Source organism: Streptomyces sp. NPDC088261, from assembly GCF_044740805.1.
Classification (GTDB): Bacteria; Actinomycetota; Actinomycetes; order Streptomycetales; family Streptomycetaceae; genus Streptomyces.
Genome location: NZ_JBIURL010000001.1, coordinates 458,224 through 471,089, shown reverse-complemented (window position 1 = coordinate 471,089; position 12,866 = coordinate 458,224). Strand labels below are relative to the sequence as shown.

The 12,866-nt window shown below is 70.0% G+C and carries 11 protein-coding genes and 2 pseudogenes; 9 read left to right on the top strand and 4 right to left on the bottom strand.

What is annotated here, in order from left to right:
- Positions 1 to 113: 113 nt before the first annotated feature.
- Both ACIODU_RS02010 and ACIODU_RS02005 read right to left on the bottom strand, forming a co-directional pair.
- A complete protein-coding gene (locus tag ACIODU_RS02010; protein ID WP_401762838.1) occupies positions 114 to 329 on the bottom strand; it encodes a DUF397 domain-containing protein in 216 nt (71 codons plus the stop codon).
- Positions 326 to 1,156: a helix-turn-helix domain-containing protein gene (locus ACIODU_RS02005; protein WP_401762835.1), complete on the bottom strand. Its 831-nt coding sequence runs from the start codon at positions 1,154 to 1,156 to the stop codon at positions 326 to 328. The genes ACIODU_RS02010 and ACIODU_RS02005 overlap by 4 nt, the downstream gene beginning before the upstream one ends.
- A 121-nt stretch (positions 1,157 to 1,277) precedes the next feature.
- Here ACIODU_RS02005 and ACIODU_RS02000 point away from each other — a divergent pair, with 121 nt between their 5' ends.
- The 3 genes and pseudogenes from ACIODU_RS02000 to ACIODU_RS01990 all read left to right on the top strand — a co-directional run.
- Positions 1,278 to 1,448, top strand: coding sequence for a hypothetical protein (locus ACIODU_RS02000; protein ID WP_356418342.1), 171 nt, complete (start codon positions 1,278 to 1,280; stop codon positions 1,446 to 1,448).
- A complete protein-coding gene (locus ACIODU_RS01995; RefSeq protein WP_356418344.1) occupies positions 1,445 to 1,636 on the top strand; it encodes a hypothetical protein in 192 nt (63 codons plus the stop codon). The genes ACIODU_RS02000 and ACIODU_RS01995 overlap by 4 nt, the downstream gene beginning before the upstream one ends.
- Positions 1,637 to 1,880: 244 nt before the next feature.
- Positions 1,881 to 3,059 (top strand): annotated as a pseudogene (locus tag ACIODU_RS01990) (Cmx/CmrA family chloramphenicol efflux MFS transporter); the annotation flags it as partial.
- Here ACIODU_RS01990 and ACIODU_RS01985 read toward each other — a convergent pair.
- Positions 3,060 to 5,066, bottom strand: coding sequence for an FG-GAP repeat domain-containing protein (locus ACIODU_RS01985; RefSeq protein ID WP_401763498.1), 2,007 nt, complete (start codon positions 5,064 to 5,066; stop codon positions 3,060 to 3,062). It lies immediately after the preceding pseudogene.
- Positions 5,067 to 5,218: 152 nt separating this feature from the next.
- Here ACIODU_RS01985 and ACIODU_RS01980 point away from each other — a divergent pair, with 152 nt between their 5' ends.
- The gene (locus tag ACIODU_RS01980) at positions 5,219 to 5,644 is read left to right on the top strand and encodes a hypothetical protein (RefSeq protein ID WP_401762831.1); all 426 of its coding nucleotides are present in this window, start codon (positions 5,219 to 5,221) and stop codon (positions 5,642 to 5,644) included.
- 57 nt (positions 5,645 to 5,701) lie between these two features.
- Complete coding sequence (locus ACIODU_RS01975) at positions 5,702 to 6,208, top strand: Imm1 family immunity protein (protein WP_401762829.1); 507 nt, start codon at positions 5,702 to 5,704, stop codon at positions 6,206 to 6,208.
- A 34-nt stretch (positions 6,209 to 6,242) separates the two neighbouring features.
- On the opposite strand, the gene ACIODU_RS01970 is transcribed toward ACIODU_RS01975, so the two are convergent.
- Positions 6,243 to 6,635, bottom strand: a complete 393-nt coding sequence (locus ACIODU_RS01970; protein ID WP_401762826.1) for a VOC family protein — start codon at positions 6,633 to 6,635, stop codon at positions 6,243 to 6,245.
- A gap of 554 nt (positions 6,636 to 7,189) precedes the next feature.
- Between ACIODU_RS01970 and ACIODU_RS01965 the strand changes: the two genes are divergently transcribed.
- The 4 genes and pseudogenes from ACIODU_RS01965 to ACIODU_RS01950 all read left to right on the top strand — a co-directional run bounded on the left by ACIODU_RS01965 (position 7,190) and on the right by ACIODU_RS01950 (position 12,861).
- Positions 7,190 to 7,777 carry a GNAT family N-acetyltransferase gene (locus tag ACIODU_RS01965; RefSeq protein WP_401762824.1) on the top strand — a complete coding sequence of 196 codons (588 nt, stop codon included), beginning with the start codon at positions 7,190 to 7,192 and terminating at the stop codon, positions 7,775 to 7,777.
- Between the two features lie 109 nt (positions 7,778 to 7,886).
- Positions 7,887 to 9,275: pseudogene (locus tag ACIODU_RS01960) on the top strand (diaminobutyrate--2-oxoglutarate transaminase family protein); the annotation flags it as partial.
- Between the two features lie 629 nt (positions 9,276 to 9,904).
- On the top strand, positions 9,905 to 11,464 hold the full coding sequence (locus tag ACIODU_RS01955) for a pyridoxal phosphate-dependent decarboxylase family protein (protein ID WP_401762822.1): 1,560 nt from the start codon (positions 9,905 to 9,907) through the stop codon (positions 11,462 to 11,464).
- A complete protein-coding gene (locus tag ACIODU_RS01950; protein WP_401762819.1) occupies positions 11,461 to 12,861 on the top strand; it encodes a lysine N(6)-hydroxylase/L-ornithine N(5)-oxygenase family protein in 1,401 nt (466 codons plus the stop codon). Before ACIODU_RS01955 ends, ACIODU_RS01950 begins: the two co-directional genes overlap by 4 nt.
- Positions 12,862 to 12,866: the final 5 nt, after the last annotated feature.

Below are 12,866 nucleotides of genomic sequence, written 5' to 3'. Positions count from 1 at the left end.
CAGGCGGTGGGGGTGAGGAGGAGGGTGGCTTGCTGTCGCGGACGGGGACGCAGCCGCCGGCCGTTCAAGGCGATCGCTGACCAGGCGATCGCCGCCGGACATGGGTGACCTGGTCAGTTCGCCTGACGCGCGGCGAACGCGACGAAGGTGGACCAGGCGGTGGGGGTCAGGAGGAGGGCGGGGCCGGTGGGGTTCTTGCTGTCCCGGACCGGGACGAGGTCCGTGGAGGTGGTGTGGCCGGGCGCCCACTCAAGGCAGTTGTTGCCGCCGGTGCCGCTGAACGACGACTTGACCCACACGGTGTGAATGAGCTCGGGGATGGTGCTCATGTTGGTAGCGCCTCCATTGCGGACTGGATCATGGCCGCCGACTCCTTGGGCGACAGGGCACTTGCCCTCAACAGATCGTAGGCCCGCTGACGCGCCGTCACGACATCCTTTTCCTCGATCAATGTCCCGGTGACGCTGTTCTCCTCCCAGACCATTCGCTCGCCGTTTCCGAGAGTCATCAGCTTCACCGAGCCCCCGACCATGGCGTGCCCCCCATGCGCGAACGGGAGAATTTGCACGACGGTCGTGGGGGTCAGTGTCAGGTCGCGCAGGCGGGCCAGTTGCTCCCGCATGACGGCGGGTCCGCCGAAGGGCCGTCGTAACACCGCCTCGTCGAGGACGGCCCAGAAGTCAGGTGCCGGGTCGGCGGTGAGCAGGCTTTGTCGGCTCATACGCGCCGCCACCAGCTCGTTGATCTCGTCCTCTGTCGCTCGCGGATAGTGGAGCTGGAACAGGGCGCGGGCGTACCCCTCCGTCTGGACGAGGCCCGGTACCAGCTGGCCGGAATACTCATGGATCAGCCGCGCCCTCCTCTCCAGTTCCATCAGCCGCCGGAACTGGTCCGGGTGGAACTCGTTCCGCGCGAGGCCGTACAGCTTCACGAAGAGCCCGTCCGTACCGAACGCCGCGTCCAGGCGCTCCGCGAGGTCCGGGGGGATCATCGCGTCCGCCGTCTCGTACCGCGCCAGGGAACTCTTCGCGTACCTCACCACACCCGCCAGGCTCTCCAGGCTCATGCCGGCCTGTTCGCGGAGGCGTCGCATCTCCGACCCGAAGAGATGCCGGGCGGAACGGTCGGGTGTCAGTTCTCGTGCTCGTGGTGCCATGCCAGGAACTCCTTATCCCCGTGGCCGGGTTGGGAGGGAAATGGCTTCTGATATTACGCAGAGTTGCCGATGCTTGGTGCACAGACGGTGACATTGCGATGACGGAAGGCGCACCCCCACCATGTGCGAGCGAGCCGCGGGTACGGCGGACGGTACGGCGGAACTGGAGGCCACGGTCCACGGCGGCGGCTTCTGGCGGCTCGTACCCGAGCGGATTCCTCGGCTGTACGACCCCGTGACGGAAGAACTCCTGGAACGTGTGCTGGAAGGATTGAGGCGAGTGGCGAAATGACACAGAGCAAAGCGCGGCATCTGCTGGCGAGACTGACGGAGGAGTTCGGTACGGACGGCGTTCTGGTCGTACGGAAGCCCGAGACCGGCGTCGGCGACGGCGACGCCGACCTCGTACCGGGGGCGGCCCTGCGCTGGCCCAAGTGCGAGTGCGGCCAGAAGCTGTGCCCCGACTACGACCCGCCGTGACACCGGCCGTTGCCGGGCAACTCGGCTGCCCCGGTGGGGGCCGGTCGGGTAGCGTGCGAGGCATGTCGAGTCCTGAGTCGGACACGGTGGGGGCTTTCGGTCACACGCCGTCAGCCCCCTGAAGCCCCGAGCCCGTAGCCCTGTTGTCGCCGCCGCGTTCCGCGGCGGGACCGGGTGTGCCCGTGGGGGCCGGCGGCGGTGACGAGATGACCCTCTCGTGCTTCTCCTCACCTCGGAGCCTTCGATGCCTTTTCCGCTGTACCTGCTCGCCATGGCGATTTTCGCCATGGGCACTTCGGAGTTCATGCTCGCCGGCCTGCTGCCGGACATCGCCTCGGATTTCGGCCTCACGGTCGGGACGGCGGGCGTGCTCACCCCGGCCTTCGCGGCCGGCATGGTCGTCGGCGCCCCGCTGGTGGCGGGGCTTGCCCGCAACTGGCCCCGGCGTTCGGTCCTACTCGGATTCCTCCTGGCGTTCGCGGCGGCCCATGTCGCGGGGGCTGTGACGGGAAGCTTCCCGGTCCTGTTCGCCACCCGGGTCGTCGCCGCGCTCACCTGCGCGGGGTTCCTCGCCGTGGCTCTGACGGCGGCCGCGGGGCTGGTCCCGTCCGACAGGAGGGGACGTGCGGTGGCGGTGCTGCTGTCGGGGACGACGGTGGCGACGATCGCCGGTGTTCCCGGTGGGGCGGTGCTCGGCACGGTGTTCGGCTGGCGGGCCACGTTCTGGGCTGTCGCTCTTCTCTGTCTGCCGGCGGCTCTCGGCATTTTGAGGGGCGTCCCGGCGGACGGCGTGAGGGACGAGGTGACGGGCGGACCGGCCTCGCTGCGCGGGGAGTTGGCCGTACTGACCAGGCCGCGGTTGATCCTGGCGATGCTGCTGGGCGCGCTGGTGAACGCGGCGACGTTCGGCAGCTTCACCTTTCTCGCGCCCGTGGTGACGGACACGGCGGGGCTGGGGGATCTGTGGATCTCGGTGGTCCTGGTGCTGTTCGGCGCCGGTTCCTTCGCCGGTGTGACCGTGGCCGGGCGGCTGTCGGACCACCGTCCGGGGGCGGTCTTGGCGGTCGGGGGTCCGCTGCTGCTCGTGGGCTGGCCGGCCCTGGCGGTCGTGGCCGACGTACCGGTCGCCCTGTGCGTCCTGGTCTTCGTACAGGGCGCGTTGTCGTTCGCGCTGGGGAGCACGCTGATCACGCGCGTCTTCTACGAGGCGGCGGACGCGCCCACCATGGCCGGCGCGTACGCGACGGCGGCACTCAACCTCGGCGCCGCCGCCGGCCCACTCGCCGCCGCGACGACCCTCGACACCGGGGCCGGAAACCTGGGCCCGCTCTGGACGAGCGGCGCCCTGGTCGCGACCGCGCTACTGATCGCATCCCTCTTCCGCACGACGCTCACGACGCCCCGAGGCCCCGCCGCCCGCCGGTCACCCGATCGTCTGCCGGGCGGCCCAGCCCGCGGACGCTCCCATGACCTCGGTGCCACTGCCGGAGAGGGCTGTCCTGCTCCCGAGATGGACGCGGATGGAGCCGTCGGCGTAGAGAGCCCAGATGTCGGGGACGGCGTCGCCGTTGGTGTCGGGGGTCCCCAGGATGTGGGGCACGGCGATGCTCGACCATCCGGACGCCGCGTACTCGGAATCGTGTCCGCCCTGCGAATTGGCCTCCGAGGCAAGTGAGTTGAGATCCACACCCCCACCCCCACCCACCCGCCTGATCCCGGCCCGGAGCAACAGCCGCCCGGTGACATCGGTCCGATAGAGCAGATCGGCAACGCCGTCGCCGGTGATGTCCTGGGCGGTGACGAGTTCCCGCGCCGCCCAGGGCGCGGCGGAGAGCTGCGTGGCCTGTTCGACGGTGGCGCCGCTGTAGCCGGTCAGCGCCCAGAGGGTGTCGCCGATGGTGGCGAAGAAGTCGGTCTTGCCGTCGCCGGTGGCGTCGCCCGCGGCGAGGATCTGGGTGAAGGAGGCGGGGTCGGGGGCGCCGGGCGGGAGGAGGATCTGCCGGCGCTTGTCGATGTTCACGGCGCCGTAGCCGTCGCCGGGGTAGACCCACAGCTTGCCCTCGACGCGCACGACGAGGTCCTGGAGCCCGTCACCTCCGTAGATGTCCCCGTTGTGGGTGATCAGCGCCTTGTCGAAGTGCGCGGTCGGCGCGGGGACCTGGGCGGCGAGCGTGTCGCCGTTCGGGTCCTTGTCGGGGTTGCCGCGGTAGGCGCCCGGCATGGAGTAGTCCAGGTCTCCCGTGCCCTTGGTGAGGTCGTTGGTGGCCTGGGAGGGGTAGATGAAGAGGCGGCCGTCCTGCGCGACGGTGAAGAGGTCGGGCAGCTCGTCGCCGGTGAAGTCGCCGGGGGTGTCGGCCTTGGTCTTCGGCGACGCGTAGAAGAGGTACTTGTTCGGCTCGGAGACGTGCCCGGCCGCGTCGACGGTCCGTACGAACAGCACGTTGGGCCCGGCGGTCGGCGGTTTGGCGCTCGAGATCTTCGTGGTGACCGAGGTCGCCGCGCCGTTGGCGCGGGACACGGAGAAGGGGTAGCTCGCCGAGTTGAAGCCGTACTCGTACCGGATCACGTCGGTGTTGAGCGCGCGGAAGGTGAAGGAACCCGCCGTGCCGAACGGGGTGGTGCTCCAGACGCTGTCCTCGGGCGAGACGCCGAAGCCGTTCTGGGCCGCGTCGGCGTTGGGGAAGTCGGTGGAGGTGACGACGGGCGGCCGGGGCGCGACGGTGTCCATGATGAACCGGCAGGGGGTGCCGCTCGGCGCGTAGCCGGAGCTGGAACCGGTGTCGTCGAACGACCTCGCCCGCCAGGAGTACTTCGTGTTGTTGGTCAGCTTGCTGGTGGAGAAACCGGGGGTGGTCCGGCGGGCACTCCCGGTGTCGCCGCCCACGGACACCTTGCCGGTGGACTTCAGCAGGTCACCGACGGTGTCCCACTTCCCGGTGGGCCACAGGTCGAAGTCCAGGTATTCGAGGTTGCGGTCCGCGTCGGCGCCGGACGCGGTGAAGGTGATCTCTCCGGCCCCGATGCGGACGTACGGCTCGGTGGTGGTGCACCGGGCGTCGGGCCCCAGGTCCAGGGACGTGGGCGTGCCGGGGCGGCGGTCGTAGACCGTGGTCCAGTTCTGTACGTGCTTCTTGACCGACGGGTCGATGAAGACGGGGTAGACCGTGGACGGGTCGGTCAGCAGGTCCGCGTCCGGGGTGACGAGCCACTTGCCGCCCGCGAGTTCCGCTTCAACCAGCGCGCCGTGGGAGTCGGGGGACGGGCCGTCGAGGGCGGGCAGGGAGAGCGTGGCGGCCGGCCCGGTCTGGGAGGGGGCGGGCGTGTCCTCGGGGGTCGCCGTGTCGGAGGGCAGGACTTCGGGTTCCGTGGGCTGGGCGGTCGCGCCGACCTCGCCGTCGGTCACGGCGGGGGAGCCGGCGTTGTCCCACATCACGGGGGAGGGCGACAGGGCGATCTCGTCGCCGTCGCTGTTCTCGGCGGTGACGATGTCGGAGGCCGGGTCGAGCCGGAAGGTGAGGGTGGGGGAGATGGTTGAGAATCTGTATGTTTGTCTGAGAATGCGGAGGGTGAAGAGATTTGTCTATGCCTGAAGGGTGGGAGTGGCTCGATGAAGTTCCTCAGTGGATCATTCCCGATGAATTGCTCGGTCCGGCCAGTTCTCCGGCGGTCAACCTTTCCATCAGAATGCTCTCCTGTAATATTCTGAGCAAAGATGCCTGCGCGCTTGTCGGGCGTTTTATTACGGAGAGTTCACTCTTCACTATTTGGTTCCTCGAAGACGTGAAGGGCTCTAGTAGGAGTATGCAGGACGTAGCCCTCTTGTTGAGTGCCAGCAACGAGCAGACTCGATTGGTGTTCGAAACATGGACTAAGTTCGAGGCCAGTCTGAATTTCCAGAGGGATGGCGAAGATGCTCGCGCACTGGTCCGTGAGACTGGCGACAGGCTCGAAATGTCTATCCGGAAAGCGGTCGGCGCCTTGGCTGAGATCCGGAAGGGAGCTGCCTAGACTTATTTGTTGTCCTCCTCCCGCCCGCTCTGTAATTTTTAGAGAGGCCCGTGGTGCATGATTCTGAACGCTGTGATCCATGGTCGTTATTACTATGCGGAGAGCTGGCCGGAGAAATCTGAGATAGTTTCCGAGGTCATGGAAAAATTGCGGTCAGAGCGACTTGACCAGCCATGGATCAGTCCAGGGGAAGTCGCATCCCTCATGTTCGCGGACGGGCGTCATTCGGAGCTGGCGCGTGACTGGTGGCCCGACAACACTCTTCAGGCCGCAGTCAACTTGGAGACTGGTTACGGGGGGCTCGTTTGGTTTGCAACGCAAGAGCGTGCGACGAAGGATAGTGTTTCGGAATATATTTGGGTTTCTGATAACCCAAGTCCTCCGGATTTCGATCCGCGTGTTGTTTCCGACCCGGCGGTGCCGTACTTCTTTGACCCCAGAAGCGCCCTACCGGTCGATCAGATTCGGGCAGCACTTGAAGAGTTCTGCCGACTTGGAAGCGGAGATCGGCCCGAGTGTATCGAGTGGGTGCATGGAGAGATGAATGGACAGCGCCACGACTGAGTCTGTTGGAATCTTCGGATGAGGACGGCCGGGATCAGCGTGTGATCTTTGAGTCGGCCGATGTGAGGTGCAGTGGCTTGCGTTCTACTAGTTCGTAGAGTAGGGCGTCTGGGGCGCGGAAGTGTAGGTAGCGTTCTTGGGCGTTTTCTGCGATGGGGCCTACCGTGGCGCCTGATGCACGGAGGGTTTCCGCGGCCTCGGTGAGGTTGTCCACCAGGAAGCCGATGGAGCGGGGGGTGTCGCCCATGCCGGCGGGGGATGCCACCGCGAAGGTTGAGCCGTCGGGGAGGGTGAAGAGGTCTGCTTCTACGCCTTCGACCTGGGTGGGTTCGAGGGAGAGGGTGTGGTGGAGGAAGTCCGTCATCTCCTGGCGGTTGGAGGTGGACGAACCCGCGAATACCAGGCCTAGGATGCGCATGTTGGTCATCCTGTCCCATGACGCCGGACGGCGGTGCGCTGGGGGTGTGGGGGTGCGCTGAGCGTGGGGGTGGTGTTGCGGTGCGTTGCGGGGCTCTGCCCCGGGCCCCGGTCCTCAATCGCCGGACGGGCTTGATCGGCGCCCCGGCGGGGTGGTCAGTGCCGGTGGTGGTCCGGGGGGTTTGTGGGGGTCTCGTGGCGGGTTGTTTTGGAGCGGACTTCTGGGTCCCAGAGGTTTCTTGCGTAGGGGAACGCGCTGTTGCGGGTCCTGTGTTGGCCGTTCAGGCGTCTGATCACGAAGATCCCGCCCACCAGGAGTGCCGTGGTCACCAGTGCCACCGCCACCGAGATCCATGTGCTGTCCATCTGGGGCCCACCTCTGAGACGTCCCCCTCTCTCACCGTACTCCGGTGTCCGGATCCTCGGGATTTACGGAAAGCGGGGCTTGAGCGGTGTTCCCGTGATCGTGTGTGTCCTGCGACGATGGACGTGGCGGTGGACAATCGCGTACGCCTCGTACAGCGGGTGTCCAGCGGGCTGACGTACATCCGGGCGGGAGGGCACGTGCCAGAGGTGTTCATTCGGCGCCTGAGCCGGTGGCAGGCGGAACAGCAGCGGGAGGACGTCGCGGATGTGTACGTCGAGGCGTACCACCGCGTGCACGGCGAGGAGTTTCACGACCGGCAGGAGTTCCTGCGGGCCTTCGCCGAGGATGTGCAGCGGACCGGGTTCGACATGGTGGTCGCGAGCGGCGGGGGCAAGCCGGCCGCGCACGCGTACGGGTTCCTGCTCGACCGGGACGGGGAGTGGTGGCGTGGGCTCGACGCGGATGTGCCGTGGGACGTCGAGGAACTCACCGTGTCCGGGCAGGTGTTCGGGCTCGCGGAGCTGATGGTCCTTCCCGCGTACCGGAGGAGCGGGGTCGCCACGCGGATGGTGGAGCAGCTTCTTCTCCGTACGGACGCGGCTCTGGTGACCCTCCGGGTCGATCCGGCGAACGAGGCCGGCGTCGGAGCGTTGCGGTCCTGGGGGTGGACGCGGCTCGGGGCCGCTACTCCGCCCGCGGCGGCCGTGGTTCCTTCGGTGGGGGTCGGTGTGGGTGTGGGTGTGGGGGCTGTTACTGATGTTTGGTGTCGTGCTTTGACTCCGTGACGGTGGGTGGGTCGGTGGGTGGGGTGCGGTGGATTGCTGCTTGGCCGACGGGGCGTTAGGTTAGGCTCGCCTAAGTTCTGTTGGTTCGTCGTACCCCGGAGCCGTACCGATGACAGTGCCCCACCCCACCGCTCCGTCCGAGACGCCCGAGGGTGGGATTCTGCGGCGGCAGCGTGAGCGGGAGTCCTCGGCGCGTACGTACGCCCGTTCCTTTCCCATCGTCCCGGCGCGCGCCCACGGCATGACCGTGGAGGGGGCGGACGGGCGGCGGTATCTCGACTGCCTTTCCGGGGCGGGGACGTTGGCGCTCGGGCACAACCATCCCGTCGTACGCGAGGCGTTGCGGCGCACGATCGACAGCGGCGCGCCGTTGCACGTCCTCGACCTCGCCACGCCCGAGAAGGACGACTTCACCGACGCGCTCTTCGCGACCCTCCCGAAGGGATTCGCCGACCGGGCGCGGATCCACTTCTGCGGTCCCGCCGGTACGGACGCCGTCGAGGCGGCGCTGAAACTGACGCGGACCGCGACCGGGCGGCGCGGGGTGCTGGCGTTCACCGGGGCGTACCACGGGATGACGGCGGGGGCGCTGGCCGCGAGCGGGGCGGTCGCGGTGAAGGAGGCGGTGGCGGCGGGGGGCGTGGGCGAGGTGACGCGGCTGCCGTATCCGTACCCGTACCGCTGTCCGTTCGGGGTGGGGGGTGAGGGGGGTACGGATCTGGCCGTCACGTACACGGAACGGCTCCTCGACGATCCCTCCGGCGGTGTCGTGCCGCCCGCCGCGATGATCCTGGAGGCGGTGCAGGGCGAGGGGGGCGCGGTGGTCGCGCCGGACCGGTGGCTGCGGGCGATGCGGCGGATCACGAGCGAGCGGGGGATCCCGCTGGTCGTGGACGAGGTGCAGACGGGGGTGGGGCGGACGGGGGCGTTCTGGGCGGTCGAGCACAGCGGGGTCGTACCGGACGTGATGGTGATGTCGAAGGCGATCGGCGGGAGTCTGCCGCTGGCGGTGATCGTGTACGACGAGCGGTACGACGGCTGGTTGCCGGGGGCGCACACGGGCACGTTCCGGGGGAACACGCTGGCGATGGCGGCGGGTGCGGCGACGTTACGGTACGTGGCCCGGGAGGGCCTGGTCGCGCGCGCGGCGACGGTGGGGGCGTGGATGACGGCCCGGCTGGAGGAACTGCGGGCGGCGCTGCCGGTGATCGGTGACGTGCGGGGGCGGGGGCTGATGATCGGCGTCGAACTGGTCGACCCGGAGGGCCCGTTGGACGCGTGCGGCGCGTATCCGGCGGACCCGGACCTGGCGCGGCGGGTGCGGGCGGCGTGCCTGGAGCGGGGGGTGATCGTGGAGTTGGGCGGCCGGTACGACGCGACGTTGCGGCTGTTGCCGCCGCTGACGATCACGGATGGGGAGGCGGGGGCGGTGTTGGAGCGGGTGAGCGACGCGGTGGCGGCGGTTGCGGCGGGGGCGCGGGGGCGGGGTTTTGGTGGGGATTCGGGTGGACGCCCGCGTCCCGGTGTTGGCCCGGTTCCGGGCGCGGGCCCGGGCCCCGGTTCTGTGCGTCCGGGGAACGGTTCGGGGGCCCGTATCGGCTCGGGTTCGGGGTCCGGTTCAGGTCCGGGTGTGGAGCCCGAGCGCGGTCCGGGGGCCGGTTCGGGGGCTGGTGTCGGCCAGGGTTCGCGTCCCGGTCCGAGGCCTGGTGTCGGCCCGGATTCGGGCCTGGAGCCCGAGGCCTGTTTCGGCGTTGGCCCTCGTCCGAGTTCGGTCTCGGTGCCCGAACCGGGTTCGTCCGGCGGCTCGCGGGTTGTCCGCCGTGCGGTGGCGCCTCCCGGCGCCGGTGACGGTACGTCGGCACGGCGGGCAGGTGAAGGTGCGGGTGGAACTGGCCCCATCCCGGCGCCGGTTGGACCTACGACCCACGGATTCGGGTATCTGACGCCGGGCCGGGGCGCATCGGCGCGGGTCCCCGACGGTGGGTCGGTGGCCGGAGGCGACGTGACTTCCGGTACGGGAGTCACGACGTCGCCGGACTTGGACCGGGCAGCCCGGTCGGACGTCCAGGCGGAGGCGGCCGACGAGCCGACGCCTGGCGAGGGCGCCCCGCCGCGGGAGCGGTTGTCTTGAGCGCTGACCTTTCCGGCGGGGTCGGCGGCCCTCCGGCCCTGGAGCCCCTGCTGGCCGCCGTGCTCGCAGCCCTCGCCGAAGGGGCCGAGCTTCGGGGCGGGCCCCTTCCCGCCGGCCGGCCGCAGGACATCGCCGCAGCGGTCGCGGAGGAGTTCGCGGCCGGGGCGGGCCGATTCGGCGGGGCGCCGGAGGAGCGTGTCGCCGCCTCCGGGGTGGGCCGCGATCAGCCCCTCTTCCGGTTCACCCGGCTGCTTGCCGCCGGGAGTGCTGATCCCGCCGACCCCGCCTGCGCCGCGCACCTGCACTGTCCGCCGCTTGCCGTCGCCGTGGCCGCCGATCTCGCCGTTTCCGCGCTCAATCCGTCCCAGGACTCCTGGGACCAGGCGCCCGCCGGCACCGCCCTGGAGACCCTGCTGCTGCGGGAGTTGGGGGAGATGGTCGGGTACGACCCCGAGCACGCCGCCGGGGTGCTCACCTCCGGGGGGACCGAGTCCAACCTCATGGGGCTGATGCTCGCCCGCGACCGGGTGCTCGGGGGCGTGAACGAGGGCGTGAACGGGGGTGCCAACGGGGGTGCGGACGGGCGGCGCGTGGAGATCAGTGGGGTGTCCGGCCGGCCCCGGGGCCGGATTCTCGCCTCCGCCGCCGCGCACTTCTCCGTCCAGCGTGCCGCCGCTCTCCTCGGCCTCGGGGAGGACGCGGTGATCCCCGTACCGGTGGACCGCAACCTCCGCATAGACGAAGGGGAGTTGGCCGCGCTCCTCGAAACGTGCCGGCGTCGCGGGGACGTGCCCGTCGCCGTCGTGGCCACCGCCGGGACCACCGACACCGGCGCCGTCGACCCGCTGCGCGCCTGCGCCGAGCTGGCCGCCGCGCACGGGGCCTGGCTGCACGTGGACGCCGCGTACGGCGGGGGCGCCCTGCTCTCCGACCGGCTCGCGCCCCTCCTGGACGGGATCGGCGCCGCCGACTCCGTATCCCTCGACTGGCACAAGCTCGGGTGGCAGCCGGCCGCCGCCGGTGTGTTCCTGGTGCGGCAGGCGGAGACGTACGCCTCGCTGGCCCGCCGCGCCGTCTACCTGAACCCGGCCGACGACGAAGAGGCGGGCTATCCAAGCCTGTTGGGGCTTTCGCTGCGTACGACACGGCGTGCCGACGCCTTCAAGATCGCCGTGACGCTGCGGACCCTCGGGCGGGAGGGGCTGGGGCGGCTCGTCGACGCGTGCCACGACCTCGCGGTGGCGGGGGCGCGTACCGTACGGGAGCATCCCTGCCTGGAGTTGCACGCCGAACCGGTGCTCACCGTCTTTCTGTTCCGGTACCTGGTGAGGGAGGGGGATGATCCGGCTGTTCTCGACCGCGTCAACGCCTCCCTGCGGCGCCGGCTCCTGCGCGAGGGCCGCGCCGTCATCGGCCGTACCGAACTCCCCGGCGAGGGCCCCGGCCGCGTCCGGCTCAAGCTCACCCTGCTCAACCCCCACACCACTCCGGCCGAGGTGGAGCGTCTGCTGCACGCGGTGGTCGCCGCCGGCCGGGCCGAGGAGGACCTGCTGTGACCCCTCAGACGGACGCACATGAACTGCCGCATGTCCACGACCTCCTGGGCGTCGGCATCGGGCCGTTCAACCTCTCCCTCGCCGCGCTCTGCGACGGCGTGCCCGGCCTGCGCGCGCTGTTCCTGGACGCCAAGCCGGACTTCTCCTGGCACCCGGGACTGCTCCTCGACGGAACCACGCTCCAAGTCCCCTTCCTGGCCGACCTGGTGACGATGGCCGACCCCACCAGCCCCTGGTCGTACCTGAATTACCTGCGGGAGCACGACCGGATGTTCCCGTTCTTCTTCTCGGAACGGTTCCACATACCCCGCAGGGAGTACGACCACTACTGCCGCTGGGTCGCCGGGCGCCTGGCGTCCTGCCGATTCGACGCGCGGGTCACGGAGTTGGCGTGGGTCGAGGGCGCCGAGGCGTTCGCCGTCACGTACCGCTCTGCGGCGGGGGTCCCGACGCGGGTCCTGGCGCGGCACGTGGTGCTGGGCGTCGGCACGCAGCCCGTCGTCCCCGAGCCGCTGCTGCCCCTGATCACCGGCGGCCCCGAGCACCGGGGCCGGGTCCTGCACAGCGCCGACTACCGCACGCACCGCGCCGAGTTGGCCGGTCTCGGCGACGTCACGGTGATCGGGGCCGGACAGTCGGGGGCGGAGGTGGTGCTGGATCTGCTGCGGCAGCAGCCCGTGGGAGAGGGGATGGTCGGCGGGGCGACAGGGCCGTACGTCCGCTGGCTCGCCAGGACCCCCGCCTTCGCGCCCATGGAGTACTCCAAGATCGGCCTGGAGCACTTCACCCCCGACTACATCCGTTACTTCCGCGGGCTCCCGGAGCGGCGGCGCGAGCAACTGGTGCGGGAGCAGTGGCAGTTGTACAAGGGCGTGAGCGAGGAGACGCTGGCCGCGATCCACGACGAGCTGTACGAACGGACGGTGGGCGGTACGGAGCCGCGTACCGCCCTGCATCCCGGCGTGGCGGTCGTGGCGGCGGAGCCCGTACCGGACGGGGGCGGGTACCGGCTCACCTGCCTGCACACCGAGCGCGACGAGCGGTTCGAGGTCCGTACGTCGGCGATCGTGTCGGCCACGGGGTACGCGGCGGTCCGCCCCGCCTTCCTGGAGCCCCTGTCGAAGCTCGTGGACTGGGACGGGAAGGGCCGCTACCGCGTCGACGCGGACTATCGGGTGACCCTCGCGCCCCACGTGTCCGGCGGCCTGTACGTCCAGAACGCCGAGCTGCACACGCACGGCGTGAGCGCCCCCGACCTGACGCTGGGCGCGTGGCGGGCGGCGACGATCCTCAACGCCGTTGCCGGACGTACGGTGTTGAGGCTTCCGGAGCGCGCGGCGTGGACGACGTTCGGGGTGCCGGACGGGGTGCCGGACGGGGCGCCGGACACGCCCTAGGGTGC